This window comes from Pseudomonas sp. JDS08PS003 (genome assembly GCF_045013505.1).
GTDB classification, from domain to species: domain Bacteria; phylum Pseudomonadota; class Gammaproteobacteria; order Pseudomonadales; family Pseudomonadaceae; genus Aquipseudomonas; species Aquipseudomonas protegens_B.
Map to the genome: position 1 here is coordinate 5,263,008 of NZ_CP120724.1, position 24,005 is coordinate 5,287,012.

The 24,005-nt window shown below is 56.1% G+C and carries 21 protein-coding genes; 3 read left to right on the plus strand and 18 right to left on the minus strand.

The window, feature by feature from the left end; translation table 11 throughout:
• Positions 1–14 precede the first annotated feature (14 nt).
• Both kdpA and kdpF read right to left on the minus strand, forming a co-directional pair.
• Positions 15–1,709: a potassium-transporting ATPase subunit KdpA gene (gene kdpA, locus P7C00_RS23155; protein ID WP_404937452.1), complete on the minus strand. Its 1,695-nt coding sequence runs from the start codon at positions 1,707–1,709 to the stop codon at positions 15–17.
• Positions 1,710–1,720: 11 nt separating this feature from the next.
• Positions 1,721–1,810, minus strand: a complete 90-nt coding sequence (gene kdpF / locus P7C00_RS23160) for a K(+)-transporting ATPase subunit F (RefSeq protein ID WP_016964080.1) — start codon at positions 1,808–1,810, stop codon at positions 1,721–1,723.
• Positions 1,811–2,153: 343 nt separating this feature from the next.
• On the opposite strand from kdpF, the gene eat reads away from it, so the two are divergent.
• Both eat and P7C00_RS23170 read left to right on the plus strand, forming a co-directional pair.
• Entirely contained in the window at positions 2,154–3,518 is a 1,365-nt protein-coding gene (eat, locus tag P7C00_RS23165) for an ethanolamine permease (RefSeq protein ID WP_346632189.1), read from the plus strand.
• Positions 3,519–3,650: 132 nt separating this feature from the next.
• The gene (locus P7C00_RS23170) at positions 3,651–3,818 is read left to right on the plus strand and encodes a DUF2897 family protein (protein WP_016964082.1); all 168 of its coding nucleotides are present in this window, start codon (positions 3,651–3,653) and stop codon (positions 3,816–3,818) included.
• Between the two features lie 45 nt (positions 3,819–3,863).
• Here P7C00_RS23170 and P7C00_RS23175 read toward each other — a convergent pair whose 3' ends face one another.
• Both P7C00_RS23175 and P7C00_RS23180 read right to left on the minus strand, forming a co-directional pair.
• Complete coding sequence (locus P7C00_RS23175) at positions 3,864–4,715, minus strand: urea carboxylase-associated family protein (RefSeq protein WP_404937453.1); 852 nt, start codon at positions 4,713–4,715, stop codon at positions 3,864–3,866.
• Positions 4,716–4,730: 15 nt separating this feature from the next.
• On the minus strand, positions 4,731–5,384 hold the full coding sequence (locus tag P7C00_RS23180) for a GntR family transcriptional regulator (protein WP_404937454.1): 654 nt from the start codon (positions 5,382–5,384) through the stop codon (positions 4,731–4,733).
• A 193-nt stretch (positions 5,385–5,577) separates the two neighbouring features.
• On the opposite strand from P7C00_RS23180, the gene P7C00_RS23185 reads away from it, so the two are divergent.
• Entirely contained in the window at positions 5,578–6,138 is a 561-nt protein-coding gene (locus P7C00_RS23185) for a TetR/AcrR family transcriptional regulator (protein ID WP_346632192.1), read from the plus strand.
• Between the two features lie 23 nt (positions 6,139–6,161).
• Here P7C00_RS23185 and P7C00_RS23190 read toward each other — a convergent pair whose 3' ends face one another.
• The 14 genes from P7C00_RS23190 to gyrA all read right to left on the minus strand — a co-directional run bounded on the left by P7C00_RS23190 (position 6,162) and on the right by gyrA (position 23,863).
• Complete coding sequence (locus tag P7C00_RS23190; RefSeq protein WP_404937455.1) at positions 6,162–6,956, minus strand: SDR family NAD(P)-dependent oxidoreductase; 795 nt, start codon at positions 6,954–6,956, stop codon at positions 6,162–6,164.
• 203 nt (positions 6,957–7,159) lie between these two features.
• Positions 7,160–7,489, minus strand: coding sequence for a helix-hairpin-helix domain-containing protein (locus tag P7C00_RS23195; RefSeq protein ID WP_346632194.1), 330 nt, complete (start codon positions 7,487–7,489; stop codon positions 7,160–7,162).
• A 111-nt stretch (positions 7,490–7,600) separates the two neighbouring features.
• Positions 7,601–9,595 carry a polysaccharide biosynthesis protein gene (locus P7C00_RS23200; RefSeq protein ID WP_404937456.1) on the minus strand — a complete coding sequence of 665 codons (1,995 nt, stop codon included), beginning with the start codon at positions 9,593–9,595 and terminating at the stop codon, positions 7,601–7,603.
• Positions 9,596–9,687: 92 nt separating this feature from the next.
• Positions 9,688–10,707, minus strand: a complete 1,020-nt coding sequence (locus tag P7C00_RS23205; protein WP_404937457.1) for an MraY family glycosyltransferase — start codon at positions 10,705–10,707, stop codon at positions 9,688–9,690.
• A gap of 112 nt (positions 10,708–10,819) precedes the next feature.
• Positions 10,820–11,782: a UDP-glucose 4-epimerase family protein gene (locus P7C00_RS23210; protein WP_404937458.1), complete on the minus strand. Its 963-nt coding sequence runs from the start codon at positions 11,780–11,782 to the stop codon at positions 10,820–10,822.
• Between the two features lie 376 nt (positions 11,783–12,158).
• A complete protein-coding gene (gene ihfB / locus P7C00_RS23215) occupies positions 12,159–12,455 on the minus strand; it encodes an integration host factor subunit beta (RefSeq protein ID WP_072442827.1) in 297 nt (98 codons plus the stop codon).
• A 146-nt stretch (positions 12,456–12,601) separates the two neighbouring features.
• A complete protein-coding gene (locus P7C00_RS23220) occupies positions 12,602–12,883 on the minus strand; it encodes a hypothetical protein (protein ID WP_346632197.1) in 282 nt (93 codons plus the stop codon).
• Positions 12,884–13,088: 205 nt separating this feature from the next.
• On the minus strand, positions 13,089–14,783 hold the full coding sequence (gene rpsA / locus P7C00_RS23225) for a 30S ribosomal protein S1 (RefSeq protein ID WP_007931318.1): 1,695 nt from the start codon (positions 14,781–14,783) through the stop codon (positions 13,089–13,091).
• Between the two features lie 121 nt (positions 14,784–14,904).
• Complete coding sequence (cmk, locus tag P7C00_RS23230) at positions 14,905–15,594, minus strand: (d)CMP kinase (protein ID WP_011062580.1); 690 nt, start codon at positions 15,592–15,594, stop codon at positions 14,905–14,907.
• Positions 15,591–17,798 (minus strand): bifunctional prephenate dehydrogenase/3-phosphoshikimate 1-carboxyvinyltransferase, encoded by a 2,208-nt coding sequence (locus tag P7C00_RS23235; protein ID WP_404940074.1) that lies wholly within the window; start codon positions 17,796–17,798, stop codon positions 15,591–15,593. The genes cmk and P7C00_RS23235 overlap by 4 nt, the downstream gene beginning before the upstream one ends.
• A gap of 28 nt (positions 17,799–17,826) precedes the next feature.
• Positions 17,827–18,939: a histidinol-phosphate transaminase gene (gene hisC / locus P7C00_RS23240; RefSeq protein WP_404937459.1), complete on the minus strand. Its 1,113-nt coding sequence runs from the start codon at positions 18,937–18,939 to the stop codon at positions 17,827–17,829.
• 10 nt (positions 18,940–18,949) lie between these two features.
• Positions 18,950–20,044 carry a prephenate dehydratase gene (gene pheA, locus P7C00_RS23245; RefSeq protein ID WP_007939916.1) on the minus strand — a complete coding sequence of 365 codons (1,095 nt, stop codon included), beginning with the start codon at positions 20,042–20,044 and terminating at the stop codon, positions 18,950–18,952.
• Positions 20,044–21,129, minus strand: coding sequence for a 3-phosphoserine/phosphohydroxythreonine transaminase (gene serC, locus P7C00_RS23250; RefSeq protein ID WP_346632199.1), 1,086 nt, complete (start codon positions 21,127–21,129; stop codon positions 20,044–20,046). The genes pheA and serC overlap by 1 nt, the downstream gene beginning before the upstream one ends.
• A 64-nt stretch (positions 21,130–21,193) precedes the next feature.
• Positions 21,194–23,863, minus strand: coding sequence for a DNA gyrase subunit A (gyrA, locus tag P7C00_RS23255; RefSeq protein WP_346632200.1), 2,670 nt, complete (start codon positions 23,861–23,863; stop codon positions 21,194–21,196).
• Between the last annotated feature and the right edge of the window lie 142 nt (positions 23,864–24,005).

Genomic DNA, 24,005 nt, shown 5'->3' on the forward strand with positions numbered 1-24,005 from the left:
TCATCATCAGGTCCTCAGAAGCCCATGCTCAAGTGTTCAGCGATTGGGCCCAACGCCAGGGTCGGCAGGAAGGTCAGGCCGCCCACCAGCAAAATGGTCACGGTCAACAAAGCCACGAACAACGGGCCGTGGGTGGGAAAGCTGTTCTGGCCGATGGGTGCGGTTTTCTTCAGCCCCAGGCTGCCAGCCAGGGCCAGCACCGGCAGGATGTAGCCGAAACGTCCGATCAGCATGCCCAGGCCCAGCATCAGGTTATGGAAGGGGCTGTTGGCACTGAAGCCGCCAAAGGCCGAACCGTTGTTGGCGCTGGCCGAGGTGTAGGCGTACAGCAACTGGCTAAAACCGTGGGGTCCTGGGTTGCTGATGGCGGCGGCCGGGCCAGGCAGGCTGGCGGCCAGGGCACCGAGAACGAGAACGCCAATGGGCATCACCATCAGGGTCACCACCAGCAATTGCACTTCCTTGGCCTGAAGCTTCTTGCCCAGGTACTCCGGGGTGCGACCAATCATCAGCCCAGCCAGGAATACCGCGATCAACACGTTCAGCAACATGCCGTAGAGGCCGGCGCCAACCCCGCCGAAGATCACCTCACCCACCATCATGTTGATCAGCGCCACCATCCCGCTCAGGGGATTCAGGCTGTCATGCATGCCGTTCACCGAACCGTTGGACGCGGCCGTGGTGGTCACCGACCAGAGCACCGTGGCGGTCGTGCCGAAGCGCGCTTCCTTGCCTTCCAGAGGCGCCGCCTGCTCCACCGCAGCATTCTGCAGCGCCGGGTTGGGTTGATACTCCGCCCACAACGAGGTGGCGCCGCCAATCAGGAACAGGGCAAACATGCAGGCGATGATGGCGCGGCTCTGGCGCAGATCCTTGACGTAGTGGCCGAAAGTGAACACCAGGGCCACGGGAATCAGGATGATCGACACCAGTTCGAACAGATTGCTCCAGGCGCTGGGGTTCTCGAACGGGTGAGCCGAGTTGACACCGAAGAAGCCACCGCCGTTGGTACCCAACTGCTTGATGGCGATCTGGCTCGCCGCCGGACCCAGGGGAATCACCTGGTCGTTGCCTTGCAGGGTCAGGGCATCCACGTAGTGGGCAAAGGTCTGGGGCACGCCCTGCCAGACCAGGAACAGCGCCAGCAGCAAACACAGCGGCAGCAAGCCATAGAGGGTCGCACGAGTCATGTCGACCCAGAAGTTACCCAGGGTGCGCACCGAACGCCGGCCAATGCCGCGGCACAAGGCAACCAGCACCGCCAGCCCGGTGGCGGCGCTAACGAAGTTCTGCACGGTCAGGCCGACCATCTGGCTGAGGTAGCTCAGGGAAGCCTCACCGCTGTAGGACTGCCAGTTGGTGTTGGTCATGAAACTGACGGCGGTGTTGAATGCCAGGGTCCATTCCTGTCCCGGAAGATTCTGCGGGTTGAGCGGCAGATGATCCTGGAACAGCAGGATGGCAAACAGCAGGACAAAACCCGCCAGGTTGAAGGCCAGCAAGGCCAAGGTGTATTTCTGCCAGCTCTGCTCGTCCTGTGGATCGACCCCGGAAATCCGGTAGCACGCATGCTCCACCGGCCCCAGGACCGGGGTCAGCCAGGTGCGCTGGCCTTCCATGACCTTGTAGTAGAAACGTCCCAGCCAAGGCGCGGGCAATAGCACCAGGGCGAAGAAGGCGAGGAGCAGCCAATAGTCATAACTGTGCATAGCCGCAGCTCCTAGTTCCGATCCGCGCGCAGCAGCGCAACCAGTAGATAAACGAACAGGCCCACTGCCAGTAGCAGTGACACCGCATCCAGAATGTTCATGGAATGTCTCCGAGGTACGGCGATTGCCGCGAATGCAGCCATTGTCCGCAGGGTGCCTGTAAAGGAACGAGATCGACGGGGTGGGCGGCCCATAAAGAAAGCGTAAAGACTGGCTTTATGCGGCGTTTACCCGGGCGGCTGGAGGACGGTACCGGCAGCACCGATGCTCCCTTGCCCCAATGGGAGGCACCGGGATGCACCAGACTGATATCGATCGACGACAAAAAGCTGGGAAACATCCTCGATACGACAGCTTTCCTGGCTTTACGACGGCCGTCACGAGACTGGCATAGGCGCTGCACAGACCAGTCCCGAGCACTTCCAACCGTTCAGGGAGCAACCGATGAACACACAACTCAAGCCCACTTTGGGCACGTTGCATTTATGGGGTATTGCGGTCGGTCTGGTGATTTCCGGGGAATACTTCGGCTGGAGCTATGGCTGGGGCGTGGCCGGTACCCTTGGTTTCCTTGTGACCTCTTTACTGGTCGCCACCATGTATACCTGCTTTATATTCAGTTTCACCGAGCTGACCACGGCCATTCCCCATGCTGGAGGCCCCTTTGCCTACAGCCGGCGCGCCTTTGGTGAGAAAGGCGGCTTGATTGCCGGGTTGGCCACCCTGATCGAGTTCGTCTTTGCGCCTCCGGCCATTGCCCTGGCCATTGGCGCTTACCTGAATGTGCAGTTTCCGGCGCTGGACCCCAAGCATGCCGCGGTGGGTGCCTACCTCGTCTTCATGGGCCTGAACATTCTCGGGGTGAAACTGGCGGCCACCTTCGAACTGGTGGTCTGCGTACTGGCGGTGGCTGAGCTACTGGTATTCATGGGCGTGGTAGCACCGGCCTTCAGCTTCAGCAACTTCGCCCTCAATGGCTGGGCCGGAGCCGACACCTTCGGTGCCCCGGCGATTGCCGGGATGTTCGCCGCCATCCCCTTCGCTATCTGGTTCTTCCTGGCCATTGAGGGCGCGGCCATGGCCGCCGAAGAAGCCAAAGACCCCAAACGCACCATTCCCAAGGCCTATATCAGCGGCATCCTGACCCTGGTACTGCTGGCCATGGGGGTGATGTTCTTCGCGGGTGGCGTAGGTGATTGGCGTACCCTGTCAAATATCAACGACCCGCTGCCCCAGGCGATGAAAGCCGTGGTGGGTGACAGTTCCGGCTGGCTGCACATGCTGGTATGGATCGGCCTGTTTGGCCTCGTGGCCAGCTTCCACGGGATCATTCTCGGATATTCACGGCAGTTCTTTGCCCTGGCCCGTGCCGGTTATCTGCCTGCATCCCTGGCCAGGCTGTCACGTTTCCAGACGCCGCACCGGGCGATCATCGCCGGCGGCTTGATCGGTATCGCCGCGATCTACAGCGACGGCCTGATCAACCTGGGCGGCATGACCCTGACCGCCGCTATGATCACCATGGCGGTATTCGGCGCCATCGTGATGTACATCATGAGCATGCTCAGCCTGTTCAAATTGCGCCGGGCCGAACCGGACCTGCCACGCAGCTTCCGCGCCCCGGGCTACCCGCTGGTACCCGCCATCGCACTGGCCCTGGCGCTGGTGTGTCTGGTGGCCATGGCCTGGTTCAACGCACTGATTGGCCTGATCTTCCTCGGCTTCATGGTGCTGGGTTTCATTTACTTCCAGCTCACCGCACAACTGCGGGCCGATGCCCCGGCGGATGCCATGCTCACCGGTTTGTAAGCATAGAGCGCTACTGGCCAGAACAATCAGGCATACAATGGAACCAGTGCGAAACGCTTTAACTCAAAGCATTACAGGCAGTCCCGAGGGCGAACCTTCGCCCTCGGGAAACTGCCGTTCAAGGAGAGCCCTATGCCCTGGTATGCCTGGTTGATTCTGGTGGTTGCTATCGGTTCGATCGTCGGCGGCTTGATGATGCTGCGCGACACCGCCAACAAGGTGGAGCTGACTGATGAGCAACGTAAACGCGTAGCCGAACGCAACGCGGAAATGGATGCCAAGGAAGCGCGGGATCGTTGAGCCCGTCAGCCCCTTCGTCCAACGCTGAAGGGGCTGTTCAAGGCTCTACTTTTCCCATTCGGCCTTGGCGATGTGCAAGCCGTGCTGACCGTTGTAGGCCGCCCGTTCCGGCTGGCTCCAGCCTTCGAGCAGTAACTCTTCGAGACGATAGATTTCCACCCCCAGTGGACGGCACACACTCAAAGGGTCCTGAGCCTCGGGGCCCCACATAGGCAAGGAAAGATCGCCCCCCGGGCAGGTCGACAGTGCACACAGCAGGTCGATTTCGGCAAAGAACTCCAGATAGTCACCCTTCTGCGCCGGGCAGGCCTTCATGAAATACATGTCGTCATGATTAAGGCCGGTGCACTGAAAAATATTCAATACGTCATGTACGTCGAACTCGGTCAGGCCATGGGGCAGGACCGCCCGCGTCAGGTTGGAATGGCAGTGATGATGAAAATCCTCGCCTGTAAGCATTCGATTCACATAAGGATCGCAACGGGTGCCCAATAAATCGTGCAGGCGCCCGCCATGCTCGTCGATGCCATAATTCGCCAGGCTGTCATCGGTGATCGTGACCAGTGGCCGTAAGAAAGGCAGGTTCGACCAGAGCCGATCATGGGTGCTGACATGGGCTCCCTGGAGTTGCCGAGTACGTGCGGCCCATAGACGTTCCCGCGGGTCATTGGCATTCCAGACGTTGAAGTCACCCACTTGCGGGCCTGCCGGCGTGGTCACTCGAAACACATGACCGGCGGGCACCTTCCAGGCCCGGCCGGTACGGATCGGAACCTCGAACTGCTCAATCAGCGTACGTTGTGCCCGGTTATCACGGATACGTTCATAAAAGGTCGTATCCACCTGCAGCGCCGAACCTTTGCTGACCTGATAAGCCGCTGGATAGTCTTTGTACATGGGTATGGCCCTCACTCAGTGACGGAAGGATTGACTGAACATATTCAGCAGCAGGCGCTCGGAGTCATCCAGGTATGCCTCCATTGCCTCGCCGGCGCGGGCCTTGTCACCCTCCACCAGCCATTGGTAAATCTGCCGGTCACGAACCAGCCAGGGCGCCTGGAACAACGCTTCATCCGGCGCCGCACAAAACACCAGACGCAATTGCGCCACTACATTGGTGAAAAACTCATCGAACAGGGGGGAATCCAGTAGCCCCACCACCTGCTGATGAAAGCGCAAACCATGGGTACCGACAGCACGCCAGTCCTCACGCTCCCTGGCCAGTTCGGCCGCCTCGATGGCATCGAGCATCCGATCGGTCTGGCTCTCACTCAGCGGCCTTGCACTGGCGATCGCCTGCAACTCCAGAGTCCGACGCACTCGGAACAGATCCCTTACCTCATCACTGCTCAGGCGTCTGACCACAACGCCCTTATGACGGACATAGTGGGTCAACCCCTCCTGGCCCAAGCAGTGCAAAGCTTCACGTATGGTGTTGCGGGAAGCGTTGTAGATGTTGACCAACTCGCTCTCCACCAACGGCATGCCAGGCGACAGGCGACCACCGATAATGTCCCCACGCAGCTCCACCCTAATCTGGTCTGCCAGGGATAAACCGCTGCTCATGGAAATACCTCGAGTATTGTTCAACAATTCGTGATCAAACCTTAGTCACTTATCGTGCCAACTCCTGATAACCCTTCCACACCCTCCATACCTGTCGGAAAGCTGTAAATACGCAAAAAACCCCACTGATAAGTAGGGACAAGATCTGATGATCCTTGGTTAAAATAGCGCTCTAGTTGTGGAGGTTTCTCAAATGCGTTATTCAGCAGACCATAAAGCTCAGACACATCAACGCATTATCAAAGAAGCTTCGGAACGTTTTCGTCGTGATGGAATAGGGGGAACAGGTTTACAACCCCTGATGAAGGCCCTGGGCTTGACCCATGGTGGTTTCTACTCCCACTTCAAGTCCAAGGATGATCTGGTAGAAGAAGCCCTTTGCGCAGCAGCACAAGACCTTGACGCCCACTGCGCAGCACTGTTCGCACAAGAACAGCCTTTGCAAGCGTTTATCGACAACTATCTTTCCGAGTGGCACCGCAGCTCACCTCATCAAGGCTGCCCCCTACCAACCATGAGCTCGGAACTCGGTCAGCGCGGCCAACCCAGCCCCACAACCGATGCTGTGCTCAATGCCAGGCTCGCCCAAGTGGAAGCGACCCTGCAAGGTGGAGATAAGGCGCAACGCAGCCTGATGATCATGTCGACCCTGGTGGGAGCGTTGATGCTATCGCGCAGCGTGGAAAATCCTGAACTGGCGGTACAGATACTGGAGGTCGTCAGTGAGGGCCTGAAGAAACAGGAGCGGGAATAATACAATCCGCTCCAAGCTCCCCCTTACTTGTAACGCGCGGCGGCACTGTTCCTGGAAAGATTGGGAGCCAAGGCCAGTCGTGCGGCCACCAGCGCTTGCCAATCCGCCGGGTCGGGAAGCGAAGGCAGCGTGATCAACTCTCCCTGGTCGAAACCACTCAATGCCGCGTCCACCATCTCAGCCGCCTCCATCACCATCTCTGGCGGGATGGCCGTTGCATCCAGGCCTGAACGCTCCCAGATCTCGGTACGGGTAACCCCGGGCAAGACCGCCTGAACCTGAACGCCACTGTCTTTCAACTCAGTCTGCAGCGACTGAGTCAGACTGAGCACGTAAGCTTTGGTAGCACTGTAAGTTGCATTGAAGCGCTCAGGGATTAACGCCACCACCGAGGCAATATTGATGATCGCCCCTCGCCCAGCCGCGGAAAAACTCGTCGCGGCCACTCCAGCCAGACGAGTCAAGGCCAACACATTGAGCTGGATCATGCGCTCCATCTGATCCAGATCGGCGCCGGCCAAAGGCCCGTTGGCAGCCACGCCCGCATTGTTCAGCAGCAAGCTGATGCCTGGGTCTTCACGCAACCGTTGCTCTACCTTCAACAGGTCATCCTTGAGCGTCAGATCCGCCTTCAATACCTCAACCTGAACCTGATACCTAGTACTGAGGGCTGCGGCCGCCGCCCGCAAACGGCCCTCATCCCTGGCGACCAGTAGCAAACCGAAACCCCGCGCAGCCAAACGTTCAGCGTAAATTGCACCGATACCGGATGACGCACCGGTAACCACCGCCGTACCTTGGGATCGAACCGAACTCATAGCAGTACTCCTGACAATACTTGAAAGTAATGAACGCCTCCGATTGGAAGATCCGGCGAACGAAAAAACATTACACCTATAATATTTTTACGACACCATGAAAAAAATCTAACCCAGTGATACAGATTCACTGCAGGCTCCAAATCCACCCTGAAATGCAGAAGGCCGGTCAGTGACCGGCCTTCGACTGCTACTGGATCAGGTCAGTTGACGACGAGCTTGTCTCGATTGCGCTCCAGAATAGTCTTGCCGATACCTTTGACCTCCAGCAGTTCATCCACCGAAGCAAAGGGACCGTTCTCTTCACGATAAGCGACAATCGCCTTGGCCTTGGCCTCGCCAATACCAAAAAGCTCGCGCTGCAGGACAGCCATATCGGCAGTATTAAGGTTGATTTTGCTGACTTGAGGTGTTGCCTGCTCTACTGCCTCAGGAGCTGCAGCTTGCGCCTTGACGACAGGCGCTGCTTGAGCTGCGAGCGAAAGGCTGGCTAGAAAGGCAAAGATCAGCGAGAAGAAATAAGAGTTACGCATAGTGACGCTCCATGACATCGAGTAAGGAAAGCAGCTTTTCCGAAGCTGCCTTCCAAACCTAGGTGATGCCGCAGGCAAGTCAAAAGCAGGAGGGTTACCGGTTGTGTAGATTCAAGGCTTAAGACGCCGTTGTTGATAAACCCAGTCGACGATTTCACCGTCCGGTGTATAACCACTCACCGTCTCACGAAGCAGTTGTCGAACTCTTGCATAATCATCTGACTCAAGCGCAGCAAGGAGTTCGCTGAGCTTGGCCTTGAGCACATCCCAAGACAGATGATCCTCATTAGCGCTCATGATCATTGGGTGTTGCGTGGCCACTACGTTGTCACCAATCAGCAACTCTTCGTAAAGCTTTTCACCGGGACGAAGGCCGGTGAACTCGATGGCGATATCGCCGTGAGGATTTTTTTCCGAGCGGATGCTCAGCCCGGATAGATGAATCATTTTTTCTGCCAACTCGACAATTTTCACTGGCTCGCCCATATCCAGCACAAATACATCACCGCCCTGCCCCATCGATCCAGCCTGGATCACCAACTGAGCGGCCTCCGGAATAGTCATGAAATAACGCGTAATCTTCGGATGAGTAACCGTTAACGGACCACCTGATTTGATCTGTTTGTGGAACAGTGGAATGACCGAGCCTGAGGAGCCCAATACATTACCGAAGCGCACCATGGTGAAACGAGTTTTATTTACCCTCGAAATATTTGAAGAGTCATTGAACAACACTGGCGCCACTTCTTCGCTCAACGCCTGAAGAGTGAGTTCCGCCAAACGCTTGGTGCTACCCATTACGTTAGTTGGGCGAACAGCCTTATCAGTGGAAATCAGTACAAAGTTAGCTACGCCGGATTGCAACGCGGCCTGCGCGGTATTGAGCGTACCCATCACATTATTAAGCACGCCTTCGGCAATATTATGCTCCACCATAGGTACGTGCTTATAAGCAGCAGCATGATAAACCGTCTCGACACTCCAGGTTTTCATGACAGACAACAGCTTTTCGTAGTTACGCACAGAGCCTAAGATCGGGAGCAGTTTTACAATACGCGCCTCTCTCGACACACGCTGTTCAAGCTCAGACAAAATACTGTATAGATTGAACTCACTATGATCGAGCAGTATCAGAGTGGTGGGGCTCAAGGACAGAATCTGTCGACAAAGCTCGGATCCAATAGAGCCCCCCGCACCTGTCACCAGAACAGTTCTCCCTTTTATACAGTGCGCTAACAAATCGCCTTGAGCAGGCACAGAGTCACGTCCAAGCAAGTCCGCGATGTCTACCTCTTGAATGTCATCGACCTTCACTCGTCCGCTGGCCAAATCCATGAAACCAGGAACACTTCGAACATGAAGGGGGAAACCTTCCAGATAACCCAGAATCTCTCTGCGGCGACTACGAGTGGACGAAGGGATAGCCAGAAGTATCTCTTCCGCACCTGTTTCGTCGATCATCTGTTGCAAATGCTTGGGTTTGTATACTTGTAGTCCCGCGATCATCCGGTCAGCGATGCTGCTGTCATCGTCGATAAATGCCACCGGACGCATCAGTCGCCCCAATCGCAACGCTGCTACCAGCTGATTGCCCGCCGCGCCTGCACCATAAATGGCTACCTTGGGTAAACCATCATCCCGATTGGTGAACGGCACATGCTGGGCTGTAGTGAACCAATCCCCCAGAAAGTACTGGCGCATAGCAAGCCGAAGCCCACCGATCATTACCATACTCAACCACCAATAGTTGAACACGATTGAGCGTGGCACCACAGTTTGATGATTGCTATACAGATAAACGACCAAAGCAAGAACCAAGGCCGACAGCGTCACAGCCTTAACTATTGCAATAAGGGCATCGTTACCAAAATAGCGCATGACCGCACGATACATTCCGAACCGTACAAACAAAGGTATGGCAACGACGGGTGCGCTAGCAAAGAGCCAGAAATGCACAATAAAGGGATTGTTCAGGTCATCAAAGCCCAACCGAACGACAAACGCCATCCATAACGCAGTCCACACCAAAAAAATGTCGGTGATGACTTGCAGGACTCGCTTCTGTCGACGTGGAAGCCTTAACAGACATGTTCGTATTTTATCCATAATCTCTTTTTTCGAACCCCGGCCTCTTGCCTCGATCTATGTTACACACTGATGCGGAGCACTCACTTCCCTACCCCTGGCATCGAGCCTTATCAGCCGGTTTTCTCCAACTCCCCCGCATGAAACCGGATAGCAAGGACCACCAAAGGCGCATAAGCCAGCACCAGTCCAATACTACCATCCAAGTCGAAAAGCCCCACGCACATGGCAATTGGCAGCAGCCAAAGGACGTTGATGACCATGACTGCCAGAGTCACCGGCAGATGTCGACCAAACTGACGGGAGGCAAACTGATAAGCATGGCTACGATGAGCCTCATAAACTTTATCTCCACGTAACAATCTACGAATCAGAGTAAAAGTCGCATCAACGATGAATACTCCAAGAAGAATCAACCAAACCCAAAGAAAACGTGAGGAGGTCCAAGCAGCCTGTACTGAAAACACACCTAAAATAAGCCCGAGAAAACCACTGCCCGCATCTCCCATAAAAATGCGCGCGGGAGGAAAATTCCAATAAAGGAATCCCAATACTGCTACGGCTAATAGCAGTGGCATCCAGATCAACGATATGTCTCCGGCCAACCAATAGATAACGCATGCGCCAAGACATGCGCTCACTGCCTGCACGCTAGCTATTCCATCAATACCATCCATGAAGTTATATAGATTAAGCATCCAGACTAGATAGAAAACAGCGAAAAAATGACCAACCCATGAAAGGTTGAAGTCAACCCCCAGCAACTGTACAGGAGGCAAACCACCCAGCCAGGCCAACGCCCAAATCGAGGCAAAAAAATGAGCAAGTAGCCTCCAACGTGCGGCTATATGTCCATGATCATCCAGAAAACCAATCACAGCAGTCAGCGCACCCGCTCCCCATAGAGACCAAATATACGGCCAAGGCACATCAGCAATAAAAGTCAGAAGAGGACTGGCTACAAGAAAACTCAAGACAATTGCAACCCCGCCCCCTCTTGGGGTAGGCACCGAATGAGAGCTACGGTTATTGGGAATATCCATCAGGCTGCGGGCTAGCGCATAGCGCCGTAGCACCCAAGTCAACAAAAGCGAAATGCCGAGCACCGCCAACATCAACCACCAGATTGCCATGTATATTTTTTTCCCTAATTCAAAACAAGAGAGCAACTACAACTAGAACTAGAACTGCTCAATCTAAACAATGAAAAATCTCATGAATAACACTCTTGATATGCACGAAGAGTCAGGAGTGACTGTCAAGAAAATGCTTGGCCGTAAGACTAAGCGCGACATCTACAGATATAGGTGGAGTCCACCCCAGTAACTCGCGATTCTTAGCGATATCAACTTGAAGCGAGCCGCACAATCGTTGAGACAGGGCTTTTTTCCCAAAAATGGCCGCACCAAACTTCAAAAACCCACTCGGCACAGGCAACAAGCGAGCAGACCGCCCTAGTGCAGTTCCCATTTTTTCCAACAACACAGTTGTTGACAGATCATCACCGTCACTAACCAAAAATGTCTGATTTGCGGCTTTGGGATGGTCAATGCACGTAACAATCAGGTCTACCAAGTTACCCAGCGCAACTAAACTGCGGCGATTATGTATAGCACCAAAAGGTAAAGGAACACCTCTATACAACCATTGCATCATACTCAAGAAGTTCGCCTTAACCCCAGGACCATATACAAGCGTAGGGCGAATGATCACTACTTCCATTCCAGTTTGAGATGCGATGGTCATAAGCCCCTTTTCCGCTTCCATCTTGGAAATTCCGTAGGGATCCACCGGAGCTGGCTCAATATCTGCTGTGTAGGGAGCATCAAGCGAAGTCTCCTCACCGTTCACTTTTATGGAGCTAATGAATATCAAACGACGCACCCCTCTTTGCGCAGCTTGTCGCGCAAGATTCAGCGTTCCGTCAACATTAACTTTCCGAAATTCAGCGAGAGGATCAAGAGAGGAATCATGCATTACATGAACACGAGCAGCCGCGTGTATTACGACATCACAATCCAACAGGGCCTGAGCCCAGTCCGTAAAGCCATCAATCTGATCAATCTGAGCAGTGAGCGTAGTGGATAGCAGCCCTTGTACTGGCTTACGTACTGCCAAGGTTAGCTTCTGAGTTGAAATCTTAGACAAGCATTCATGAACAGCTCCTCCCACAAAACCGGATGCTCCTGTCAAAAGGATCCTGCTCATTTCCTACTATACCTTCTTAAACTGGCGCCACAGGATAGTATCTGAAGCACTCGAAAAGCGGCATTATGCGCTTATAGAGCCCTGACGATCCACATCCAGTAGCAAAAAATCCTCGCAACCTTATAAAAATTTAGCGAAGCACCAAGCTTTTACAAAACACACACCAACAAATCAAATAAAAGTTCTACTTAAAAACACACTAAAAAAACAACCCAACACATACATCAATCTATAAAACACCGAAATACTTTAGAAGAACCAGAGCTCCATATAACAACTTTCAAAAAACTTTATTCATTAAAAAACACCAATAAACGCACTAAAGAAGCTAACTTTAAGTAAAATCAGAATGGTGATGACTCCTTAGCCTACAGACTCAGAGCCCATCCCCCTCCTCTTCATTTACTCGATCTCGAAGCTCCTTACCCGGTTTAAAATGGGGCACAAACTTCCCATCCAAGCTAACTGACTGACCCGTTTTTGGGTTCCGACCTACCCGAGGAGCGCGATAGTGAAGCGAGAAGCTACCAAACCCTCGAATCTCAATCCGATCCCCAGTAGCCAAACACTGAGACATTTGCTCAAGCATCGTCTTGATGGCCAACTCGACATCCTTGGATGACAGCAGCCCTTGATGGGTGACAATTCGTTCGATCAACTCCGACTTCGTCATATTTTTCCCTTCTTTTTCAAGCAGCTAGGTCAGTGCTCAAAAGGTTTTAGCATGCCCTGAAGGTTTTGAACAGCCCAAGCGCTGAGTTGCTAACACAAACTTCTTTTGCCACTGGTAGAGACCCAGATACAAGAATCCAAGCCTCTCTATCGACACATCACGAGCATCGTACGTGTGAGGTACCCCGCTGGATTCCAGCCGAACGGATAATCTCCCTCCTCGTCCCTGGCGTCGCTCGACTTGGTGATAACTCTGTAACCACTAGCCTGACACTCACTCGCAGCACGTGCGTAGCACTTCTCCCAACCCGACCCCAAACCTGAACAATCGATCTCGATACCACTGCCCCCACGAACAGCATAGGTTTTTACATTGGCCGTACAGCCAACCAATAGAAGAACCAAAACAACCACACCCAGCCTGCTCATACTCTTCCTTATGCCATGCCAGCCCTTGCTACTCGAATGGTGCACTTCCAAAGTAAAGCCTAGCTCCAAATATGCAGCCGCCCCACTCAAGAAAGAGACAACTCACGGCATGTGTTGGTTTCCCACATGGAGAACTCTCAAACTAACGATTTTTGAGCAAAAAAAAGAGCGACCGAAGTCGCTCTTTTTTATGGTCTGACAGAACTTAGTTCTGCTTTTCCATCTGTGCACGCAGCAGGTCGCCCAGAGTGGTAGGACCAGCAGCGATATCAGAAGCAGCTGGCTTGTCGCGCAGGCTCTGGATAGCTTCTTTCTCGTCTTCAACGTCTTTCGACTTGATCGAGAGCTGGATTACACGGCTCTTACGGTCAACGCTGATGATCTTGGCTTCAACTTCTTCGCCTTCTTTCAGAACGTTACGAGCATCTTCGATGCGGTCACGGCTGATTTCGGAGGCTTTCAGAGTAGCTTCGATATCGTTAGCCAGGGTGATGATGGCGCCTTTGGCGTCAACTTCTTTTACAACACCCTTAACGATTGCGCCTTTGTCGTTCTCTTGTACGTACTCGGAGAACGGATCGCTTTCCAGTTGCTTGATACCCAGGGAGATACGCTCACGCTCTGGGTCAACAGACAGGATAACGGTGTCCAGCTCGTCGCCCTTCTTGAAGCGGCGTACGGCTTCTTCGCCCACTTCGTTCCAGGAGATGTCGGACAGATGAACCAGACCGTCGATGCCGCCGTCCAGACCAATGAAGATACCGAAATCGGTGATCGACTTGATGGTACCGGAGATTTTATCGCCCTTGTTGAACTGGCCAGAGAAGTCTTCCCATGGGTTGGACTTGCACTGCTTGATGCCGAGGGAGATACGACGACGCTCTTCGTCGATGTCCAGAACCATAACTTCCACTTCGTCGCCAACTTGTACGACTTTCGAAGGGTGGATGTTCTTGTTGGTCCAGTCCATTTCCGAAACGTGTACCAGACCTTCAACGCCTTCTTCCAGCTCAGCGAAGCAGCCGTAGTCGGTCAGGTTGGTTACACGAGCGGTAACGCGGGTGCTTTCTGGGTAACGAGCCTTGATAGCGACCCATGGATCTTCGCCCAGCTGCTTCAGGCCCAGGGAAACACGATTGCGCTCGCGATCGTATTTCAGAACCTTGACATCGATCTCGTCGCCAACGTTGACGATTTCGGAAGGATGCTTGATACGCTTCCAAGCCATGTCGGTGATGTGCAGCAGGCCATCGACGCCGCCCAGATCAACGAATGCGCCGTAATCGGTGAGGTTCTTGACGATACCTTTGACTTGCTGACCTTCCTGCAGGGATTCCAGCAGAGCTTCACGCTCAGCGGAGTTCTCGGCTTCGAGGACGCTACGACGGGAAACGACAACGTTGTTGCGCTTCTGGTCGAGTTTGATGACTTTAAACTCGAGCTCTTTGCCTTCCAGGTGCGTGGTGTCGCGCACTGGACGGACGTCAACCAGAGAACCTGGCAGGAACGCACGGATGCCGTTAACGTCGACAGTGAAGCCGCCTTTAACCTTACCGTTGATAACGCCCTTGACCACTTCTTCGGCTGCGAAGGCTGCTTCCAGAACGATCCAGCATTCAGCGCGCTTGGCTTTTTCACGGGAGAGCTTGGTTTCACCGAAGCCGTCTTCAACCGAGTCCAGAGCAACGTGAACTTCATCACCAACATTGATGGACAGTTCGCCAGCATCGTTGTAGAACTGCTCAAGCGGGATAAGCGCTTCAGACTTCAGACCAGCGTGAACGGTTACCCAACGCGCTTGGTAGTCGATGTCGACGATAACACCGGTGATGATGGAGCCTGCCTGAAGGTTCAGGGTTTTTAGGCTTTCTTCAAAGAGTTCCGCAAAGCTTTCGCTCATTTTAATTCCTGTTGATAAGGGCGAAGAATCCGCCCATCTGCCACATCCCAGACAATGTGGGTTACGTTCATATAAAAGAAAGATCGCAGGACTATGACTGGTCCCCCGCGATCTTCCTTGTTCACCCGGCGATATCGCGAATGGCGATCTCGCTCAAGATGCGTTGCAACACCTGATCGATGGACAACTCCGTGGAATCCAGCTGTATGGCGTCAGCCGCCGGCTTGAGCGGGGCTACCGCTCGCTGGGTGTCGCGCTCGTCGCGCGCACGTATCTCATCTAGCAGACTCGACAGACTAACACCATCGACTTTTCCCTTCAACTGCAAGTAGCGCCGACGAGCGCGCTCTTCGGCACTGGCAGTCAGGAAAATCTTCAATGGAGCATCAGGAAACACCACGGTGCCCATATCGCGACCATCCGCAACCAGGCCCGGCGGCTCCTGGAATGCGCGCTGGCGCTGCAACAAGGCATCACGCACAGCCGGCAGCGCTGCCACTTGAGACGCCCAGGCTCCAACCTGCTCATTGCGCAGGTCGTCGGTCACATCATCGCCCTCGAGGATGATCCGCTGTGGGTGATTTTCAGTGGCACCGAGAAACTGCACATCCAGATGAGCCGCCAACAGCTTCAGCGATTCTTCGTTAGTCAGGTCAACACCATGATTGCGTGCAGCGAAAGCCAGCAGCCGATAAAGAGCCCCGGAGTCCAGCAGACACCAACCCAGATGCTTGGCCAGCTTGCCAGCAATGGTGCCTTTACCTGAACCACTTGGCCCATCAATGGTGATCACGGGCGCCTTGATATTCACGACTGAGCCTCTTGCGCGACACGAATCCCCACCTGCGCGCACAACGCAAGAAAGTTCGGGAACGAGGTAGCAACGTTCGCACAGTCATGGATACGAATCGGCGCATTGGCGCGCAACGAAGCAACGCTGAATGCCATGGCGATACGGTGATCACCATGACCATGCACTTCACCACCGCCAATCTGGCCACCATCAATGATGATGCCGTCAGGAGTCGGCTCACACTTGACTCCCAAGGTCAGCAAACCATCAGCCATTACCTGGATACGATCGGACTCCTTGACCCGCAGCTCTTCCGCGCCACGCAGCACAGTACGCCCTTCGGCGCAGGCGGCAGCCACAAATAGCACAGGGAATTCGTCGATCGCCAATGGCACCAACTCTTCAGGAATCTCGATCCCCTTGAGCTTGGCGGCACGTACATGCAAATCGGCGACCGGCTCACCGCCGACTTCGCGCTGGTTTTCCAGACGAATATCAGCCCCCATCAGGCGCAGGATATCGATCACGCCAGTACGGGTCGGGTTGATGCCCACATGCTCCAGCACCAACTCGGAGCCTTCGGCGATGGAAGCAGCTACCAGAAAGAACGCCGCAGAAGAAATGTCCGCGGGGACTTCGATATGAGTCGCCTTGAGCTTACCGCCCGACTCAACGGAGGCGGTTGCGCCATCAACATTCACCGAGTAGCCAAAACCACGCAGCATACGCTCAGTATGGTCGCGGGTCGGCGCTGGCTCAGTGACTGTGGTCTTACCCTCAGCATACAAGCCAGCCAGCAGCAGACAGGACTTAACCTGAGCACTAGCCATTGGCAAGGTGTAGGTCAACCCTTTGAGCTGGTGACCACCACGAATCACCATCGGCGGGCGACCTTCGGCCGCCGTCTCGATCACCGCACCCATTTCCCGCAGCGGGTTGGCCACGCGATTCATCGGACGCTTGGAGAGCGAGGGGTCCCCTGTCAAGGTGCTATCGAAGCTCTGTGCAGCCAGCAGACCGGAGAGCAGGCGCATCGAAGTACCGGAGTTACCCAGATAGATCGGGCCCGGCGCCGGCTTCAAACCGTGTAGACCAACACCATGAATAGTCACACGCCCATGGTGCGGACCTTCGATGACCACTCCCATGTCGCGGAAGGCCTGCAGCGTCGCCAGAGCATCCTCACCCTCGAGGAACCCCTCGACTTCGGTGGTACCTTCAGCCAGGGAGCCAAGCATGATCGAACGGTGGGAAATCGATTTGTCGCCCGGTACACGAATCCGCCCAGACAGGCGGCCACCAGGATTTGCCAGGAAAATCAGATCGTTGGAGTTCATAGCGTCCACATAGGCCCGGCGGGCCAGGATTTTACCGAAATGCTCGCGGGCAACCCGGGCGCGAGTGAATACGCCCAATAACTGATGCCCGTCCCCTGCATCAACCGCGTCGCGCAAGGCGTCGAGGTCGTTGCGAAATGTATCGAGTGTGCGCAGAACTGCTTCGCGGTTGGCGAGAAAGATGTCATGCCACATGACCGGGTCGCTGCCGGCGATTCTCGTGAAATCGCGGAACCCGCCCGCAGCGTAACGGAAGATGTCGAGATTTTCACTGCGCTTGGCCAAGGAGTCGACCAGACCAAATGCCAGCAAGTGCGGCAGATGACTGGTCGCGGCCAGGACTTCGTCGTGGCGCTCGACCTGCATGTGCTCAACATCTGCTCCCAACTCACGCCAAAGCTTGTCGACAAGATCCAGCGCGGCAGGATCGGTTTGCTCCAGAGGCGTCAGAATCACTTTGTGACGACGGAACAACTGCGCATTGGAGGCCTCGACGCCGCTCTGCTCGGAGCCGGCAATCGGATGCCCCGGGACGAACCGCGTCGGCATGCCTGCAAAGGCCACCTGCGCCGCACGCACCACATTGCCCTTGGCACTGCCGACGTCAGTCAGCACAGCCGCCCCCAGATCCATTCTGGCCAACAGTGCCAGCAGTTTTTCCATGGCCAGGATCGGTACTGCGAGCTGAATCACATCGGCGCCCTGGCAAGCCAGAGCCAAGTCTTCTTCACAGCGATCCACTACCCCCAGTTCAACCGCCAACTGGCGAGACTGCGGGTCCAGATCGACACCAACCACTTCGCGGCATACACCACTTTCACGCAACCCCTTGGCAAAGGAGCCGCCAATCAACCCCAGGCCGATCACCACCAGGCGACCGATCATAGGCACAGCAGATTGCATTGGAATGACATCAACCACGAGCCAGAACCTTGGCCAAAGCCTCAAGGAAGCGAGTATTTTCCGCTGGCAAGCCAATAGTGACGCGCAGATGGTTCGGCATCCCGTAGTTAGCCACCGGACGCACGATCACACCTTCGCGCAACAACCCCTGGAACACTGGCGCGGCTTCACGCCCCAGGTCCACAGCGATGAAATTGCCCTTGGAAGGGATCCAGCTCAAACCCAGACCACGGAAACCCGCCTCCAGCTGCTGCATGCCCGACTCATTCAAACGACGGCTTTCAGCCAGATAATCCGCATCCTGCAGCGCGGCGCAGGCCGCCGCCAAAGCCAGGCTGTTGACGTTGAACGGCTGGCGGACTCGGTTCAGGACATCCGCCACCACCGAGGTCGAGAGTCCATAACCGACCCGCAGGGCCGCCAGGCCGTAGGCCTTGGAGAAGGTCCGCGATACCAGCAGGTTCGGGTAGGCCGCCAGGAAGTCCAGACCGTCCGGCAGGTCACTGCCTTCGGCATACTCGATATAGGCCTCATCCAGCACTACCAGCACATGGGCCGGCACGTCCTGAAGAAACTCATCCAGCTCCTCGGCACCGAACCAGGTCCCCGTCGGGTTGTTCGGATTGGCGATGAACACCACACGGGTCTGCTCATCGATAGCCTTGAGCATGGCCGGCAAGTCGTGCCCCCATTTGTTGGCGGGAACGACTTTTGCCTGAGCACCGACTGCTTGGGTAACGATGGGGTAGACGGCAAACGCGTGCTCACTGAACACCGCATTCAGGCCTGGCGCCAGATAGGCGCGAGCCACCAGCTCCAGAATGTCGTTGGAACCGTTACCCAGGGTCACCTGCTGGATCTCCACGCCGCAGCGCTCGGCCAACAGAGACTTGAGAGCAAAGCCGTTGCCATCGGGGTAACGAGTCAGTTCCGCCAACTCGTCGCGAATCGCCGCCAGCGCCTTGGGACTGGCGCCCAGCGGATTTTCATTGCTCGCCAGCTTGACGATGGTGGCCGGATCGATGTCCAGCTCACGGGCCAGTTCGTCCACGGGCTTGCCCGGAACGTAAGGCGAAAGTTGTTGCACGCCTGGTTGTGCCAGTGCGAGGAAGTCGCCACTCATTGTTAAAGCCTCAGAGAACCGCTTTCGGGTAGGAACCCAGCACCTTGAGTGCCACTGCTTCCTGACTGATCTTCTCCAGCACACCCTTGACCAACGGATCACGGTGGTGGCCGACGAAGTCGATGAAGAACACATAGGTCCATTTGCCACTGCGCGAAGGTCGGGTCTCGATTCGCGTCAGGTCGATACCGTTGTCGTGGAACGGCACCAGAAGCTCGTGCAATGCGCCCGGCTTGTTGCTCATGGACACGATGATGGAAGTCTTGTCGTCGCCGGTAGGCGGCACTTCCTGATTGCCGATCATCAAGAAGCGCGTGGAGTTGTCCGGACGATCTTCAATCTTCTCCGCCAGACGAGTCAGCCCATAAAGGCCTGCAGCCATGTCGCCGGCGATGGCTGCCGAATTCCACTCGCCCTTGACCCGCTTGGCCGCTTCGGCGTTGCTGGATACCGCCACACGCTCGACATTCGGATAGTGCGCGTCCAGCCACTTGCGGCACTGGGCCAATGATTGGGCGTGAGAGTAGATACGGCTGATGCTGTCAGTTTTAGTGTTTTCACCCACCAGCAAATGGTGGTGAATACGCAGCTCGACCTCTCCGCAGATCACCATGTCGTGCTCGAGGAAACTGTCGAGGGTGTGGTTGACCGCACCCTCAGTGGAGTTTTCCACCGGCACCACACCGAAGTTCACCGCACCAGCAGCCACTTCACGGAACACTTCGTCGATCGCAGCCATCGGCTTGCTGATCACCGCATGGCCGAAATGCTTCATCGCCGCGGCCTGAGTGAAGGTGCCTTCAGGACCGAGGTAGGCCACTTTCAGCGGCTGCTCCAGGGCCAGGCACGAAGACATGATTTCGCGAAACAAACGCGCCATCTCTTCATTGCCCAGCGGCCCCTGGTTGCGCTCCATCACCCGCTTGAGCACCTGAGCCTCACGCTCCGGACGATAGAATACCGGCACTTCGCCTTCTGCCAGGGAGGCCATCTTGACCCGGGCGACTTCCTGGGCGCACCGCGCACGCTCACTGATCAGTTCCAGGACCTTCTCGTCCAGGGCGTCAATGCGCAGGCGCAGGGCCTTGAGTTCTTGCTCAGACATCAGCCATGTTCCTTCTCGAACTCCGCCATGTAGGCCACCAGCGCATTGACTGCGTTGATGTCCACGGCGTTATAGATGGAGGCGCGCATGCCGCCCACCGAGCGATGCCCCTTGAGATTTAACAGGCCACGAGCCTCAGCACCCACCAGGAACGGCTTGTCCAGACGATCGTCCGCCAGGCGGAAAGGCACGTTCATCCATGAGCGATCGGACTTGTTGATCGGGTTGCTGTAAAGACCGCTGGCGTCGATGAAGTCATACAGAGTGCGCTGCTTGGCCTCGTTGAGCTTGGCAATGGCTTGCACCCCACCTTGCTCCTTGAGCCATTCGAACACCAGACCGGACAGGTACCAGGCCAGGGTCGGCGGCGTGTTGTACATCGAGCCGTTGTCTGCCGCGACCTTGTAGTCAAGCATGGTCGGGCACAGAGAACGGGCACGACCCAACAGGTCTTCGCGAATGATGTTCACCAGGATGCCGCTGGGGCCAATGTTCTTCTGCGCGCCGGCGTAGATCATGCCGAAACGGGAGATATCCACAGGGCGCGAGAGGATGTCCGAAGACATGTCGGCCACCAGGGGAACGTCGCCGGTTTCCGGGATCCAGTTGAACTCCAGGCCACCGATGGTTTCGTTCGGCGCGTAGTGCACGTAGGCGGCGTCTTTCGACAACTGCCATTCGTTCTGACCGGGAATCGCAAAGTAGTCATAAGGCTTGGCAGTGGCCGCAACATTGACCTGACCGTAACGAGAGGCCTCTTCAATGGCTTTCTGCGACCAGATACCGGTGTCGATATAGTCGGCCTTACCGCCTTCAGGCAACAGGTTCAGTGGAATCTGGGCAAATTGCTGACTGGCGCCGCCTTGCAGGAACAGCACTTTATAGTTCGAGGGGATATTCAGCAGGTCACGCAGATCCTGCTCCGCCTTGGTGGCGATGGAGACAAACTCATCGCTGCGATGACTCATCTCCATGACTGACAGGCCCTTGCCATGCCAATCCAGCAATTCGGCCTGGGCACGCAACAGGACAGCTTCAGGTAGCGCAGCGGGACCTGCGCAGAAGTTATAGGCTCGTTTGCTCACATCCACTCTCGCTATGCATTCACGGTAGCGGACAGAGCAAACACTCTGCCCTGCTACGATTTATTTAGTCTTTCGACTCTTCTTCGCCTGCGGCGTCTGCCTGTTGGCCATCGGTTGCATCATCCGGCTCGGCTACCGCATCCAGCACGGTGCCCTCGAATTCAGCGCCCTCTTCACCTTCGTACTCTTCGCCTTCGATCTCCGATGGCTCCTGCACCCGCTCCAGGCCCACCAGGGTTTCATCGCTGGCCAGCTTGATCAGAGTCACGCCCTGAGTGTTACGGCCCAGGCTCGATACTTCGTCGACACGGGTACGAACCAGGGTGCCCTGATCGGAAATCAACATGATCTCCTCACCGTCCAGTACCTGAACCGCGCCTACCAGGCGACCGTTACGCTCGTTACTGACCATGGCGATAACGCCCTGACCGCCACGCTTGTACTCAGGGAATTCGCTGATGGCGGTGCGCTTGCCGAAACCACGCTCGGAAGCGGTGAGGATCTGGCTGCCCTCCTCCGGAATCAGCATGGAGATCAGCTTCTGGCCTTCAGCCAAGCGCATGCCGCGAACACCGCGAGCGGTACGACCCATGGCGCGTACGTCGGACTCCTTGAAGCGAGTCACTTTGCCACCATCGGAGAACAGCATGACTTCACGCTCGCCATCGGTAATGGCAGCACTGATCAGCACGTCACCTTCGTCCAGCTCCAAAGCGATCAGACCGACGCTGCGCTGACGGCTGAAGGATTCCAGCGGGGTCTTCTTCACAGTGCCGTTGGCGGTAGCCATGAAGATGTAGTGACCTTCGGTGTATTCCTCTACCGGCAGCATGGTGGTGATGTACTCACCATCGTCCAGCGGCAGCAGGTTCACCAGCGGACGGCCGCGAGCAGCACGGGATGCTTCAGGAATCTCGTAAGTCTTGAGCCAGTACACCTTACCCTTGCTGGAGAACAGCAGCAGCGTGGTGTGGCTGTTGGCTACCAGCAGGTGAGCGATGTAGTCCTCATCCTTGACGCCAGTGGCCGATTTGCCTTTACCGCCACGACGCTGGGCCTGATAGGCAGCCAGCGGCTGGGTCTTGGCATAGCCGCCGTGGGAGATGGTCACTACACGCTCTTCTTCCGGGATCATGTCGCCCAGAGTCAGGTCCAGGCGCGCATCGAGGATCTCGGTGCGGCGCACATCGCCGTATTCGGCGCGGATCACTTCCAGCTCTTCGCGGATCACTTCCATCAGGCGCGTGGCGCTGTTGAGGATGCGGATCAGTTCACCGATCTGGTTGAGAATCTCCTGGTACTCGGCCAGCAGTTTTTCGTGCTCAAGGCCGGTCAGGCGGTGCAGACGCAGTTCCAGAATGGCTTGCGCCTGCTCCGGGGACAGGAAGTACTTGCCATCGCGCAGACCGTATTGAGGATCGAGGTTTTCCGGACGGCAGGAGTCTGCACCGGCACGCTCGACCATGGTCATCACCGCGCTGGACTCCCAAGGGGTGCTGATCAGCGCTTCCTTGGCTTCCGACGGCGTTGGCGAGGCCTTGATCAGGGCGATGACCGGGTCAATGTTGGACAGGGCAACGGCCTGACCTTCAAGGATATGGCCACGCTCACGCGCCTTGCGCAGCTCGAATACGGTACGACGGGTCACCACTTCGCGGCGGTGACGAACGAAGGCTTCCAGCAGATCCTTGAGATTGAGGATCCGCGGACGGCCGTCAATCAGCGCCACGATATTGATGCCGAACACGGCTTGCAGTTGGGTCTGGGCGTAGAGGTTGTTGAGGATCACCTCAGGCACTTCGCCGCGACGCAGCTCGATGACCACGCGCATACCGTCCTTGTCGGACTCGTCCCGCAGCTCGGTAATGCCTTCGAGCTTCTTCTCTTTCACCAGCTCGGCGATCTTCTCGATCAGACGGGCCTTGTTCAACTGGTACGGCAGCTCGGTGATGACGATCTGCTGGCGGCCACCGACTTTGTCGATGTCTTCGATGATCGAGCGGGCACGCATATAGATGCGTCCACGGCCAGTGCGGTAGGCCTCGATGATGCCTTCACGACCATTGATGATCGCCGCGGTCGGGAAGTCCGGACCGGGGATGTACTGCATCAGCTCGTCGACGGTCAGCTCGGGGTTGTCGATCAGCGCCAGGCAACCGTCGATGACTTCACCGAGGTTGTGCGGCGGAATGTTGGTCGCCATGCCCACGGCAATGCCGCTGGAGCCGTTGACCAGCAGGTTGGGGATCTTGGTCGGCATGACCGCCGGGATCATCTCGGTGCCGTCGTAGTTCGGCACCCAGTCCACGGTTTCCTTGTGCAGGTCGGCCAGCAGCTCGTGCGCCAGCTTGGTCATGCGCACTTCGGTGTATCGCATGGCCGCCGCGTTGTCGCCGTCGACCGAACCGAAGTTACCCTGGCCGTCTACCAGCAGGTAGCGCAGGGAGAATGGCTGGGCCATACGAACGATGGTGTCGTACACCGCGGTATCACCGTGAGGGTGATACTTACCGATCACGTCACCGACAACACGGGCAGATTTCTTGTACGGCTTGTTCCAGTCGTTACCGAGCTCGCTCATCGCGTACAGCACACGCCGGTGCACGGGCTTCAAGCCATCGCGCGCATCAGGCAGTGCCCGCCCGACGATTACGCTCATCGCGTAGTCGAGGTAGGACTGTTTCAGCTCGTCTTCGATATTGACCGGGAGGATTTCTTTGGCCAGTTCGCCCATGAGAAGCCTGATTCCTTTTTCTGGTGAAACTTCGTCACATCCATATGGGACGAACGAAGCTCGCCGCTGCAGGCCTAGTGCCATGCACCGACTTACGACAAATCAACAAGTTATGCCATGGATTTGCGCAGTGAAGGCAGTC

Coding starts and splice junctions, on each gene's coding strand:
- rpsA (WP_007931318.1), bottom strand. CDS start 14,783: ATGAGCGAAAGCTTTGCGGAACTCTTTGAAGAAAGCCTAAAAACCCTG.
- gyrA (WP_346632200.1), bottom strand. CDS start 23,863: ATGGGCGAACTGGCCAAAGAAATCCTCCCGGTCAATATCGAAGACGAG.
- P7C00_RS23205 (WP_404937457.1), bottom strand. CDS start 10,707: ATGGCAATCTGGTGGTTGATGTTGGCGGTGCTCGGCATTTCGCTTTTG.
- P7C00_RS23175 (WP_404937453.1), bottom strand. CDS start 4,715: ATGTACAAAGACTATCCAGCGGCTTATCAGGTCAGCAAAGGTTCGGCG.
- hisC (WP_404937459.1), bottom strand. CDS start 18,939: ATGAGTGGCGACTTCCTCGCACTGGCACAACCAGGCGTGCAACAACTT.
- P7C00_RS23190 (WP_404937455.1), bottom strand. CDS start 6,956: ATGAGTTCGGTTCGATCCCAAGGTACGGCGGTGGTTACCGGTGCGTCA.
- eat (WP_346632189.1), top strand. CDS start 2,154: ATGAACACACAACTCAAGCCCACTTTGGGCACGTTGCATTTATGGGGT.
- P7C00_RS23200 (WP_404937456.1), bottom strand. CDS start 9,595: ATGGATAAAATACGAACATGTCTGTTAAGGCTTCCACGTCGACAGAAG.
- P7C00_RS23185 (WP_346632192.1), top strand. CDS start 5,578: ATGCGTTATTCAGCAGACCATAAAGCTCAGACACATCAACGCATTATC.
- P7C00_RS23180 (WP_404937454.1), bottom strand. CDS start 5,384: ATGAGCAGCGGTTTATCCCTGGCAGACCAGATTAGGGTGGAGCTGCGT.
- ihfB (WP_072442827.1), bottom strand. CDS start 12,455: ATGACGAAGTCGGAGTTGATCGAACGAATTGTCACCCATCAAGGGCTG.
- P7C00_RS23220 (WP_346632197.1), bottom strand. CDS start 12,883: ATGAGCAGGCTGGGTGTGGTTGTTTTGGTTCTTCTATTGGTTGGCTGT.
- kdpA (WP_404937452.1), bottom strand. CDS start 1,709: ATGCACAGTTATGACTATTGGCTGCTCCTCGCCTTCTTCGCCCTGGTG.
- pheA (WP_007939916.1), bottom strand. CDS start 20,044: ATGTCTGAGCAAGAACTCAAGGCCCTGCGCCTGCGCATTGACGCCCTG.
- P7C00_RS23235 (WP_404940074.1), bottom strand. CDS start 17,798: ATGATCGGTCGCCTGGTGGTGATCGGCCTGGGGTTGATTGGCGGCTCC.
- P7C00_RS23170 (WP_016964082.1), top strand. CDS start 3,651: ATGCCCTGGTATGCCTGGTTGATTCTGGTGGTTGCTATCGGTTCGATC.
- P7C00_RS23195 (WP_346632194.1), bottom strand. CDS start 7,489: ATGCGTAACTCTTATTTCTTCTCGCTGATCTTTGCCTTTCTAGCCAGC.
- kdpF (WP_016964080.1), bottom strand. CDS start 1,810: ATGAACATTCTGGATGCGGTGTCACTGCTACTGGCAGTGGGCCTGTTC.
- P7C00_RS23210 (WP_404937458.1), bottom strand. CDS start 11,782: ATGAGCAGGATCCTTTTGACAGGAGCATCCGGTTTTGTGGGAGGAGCT.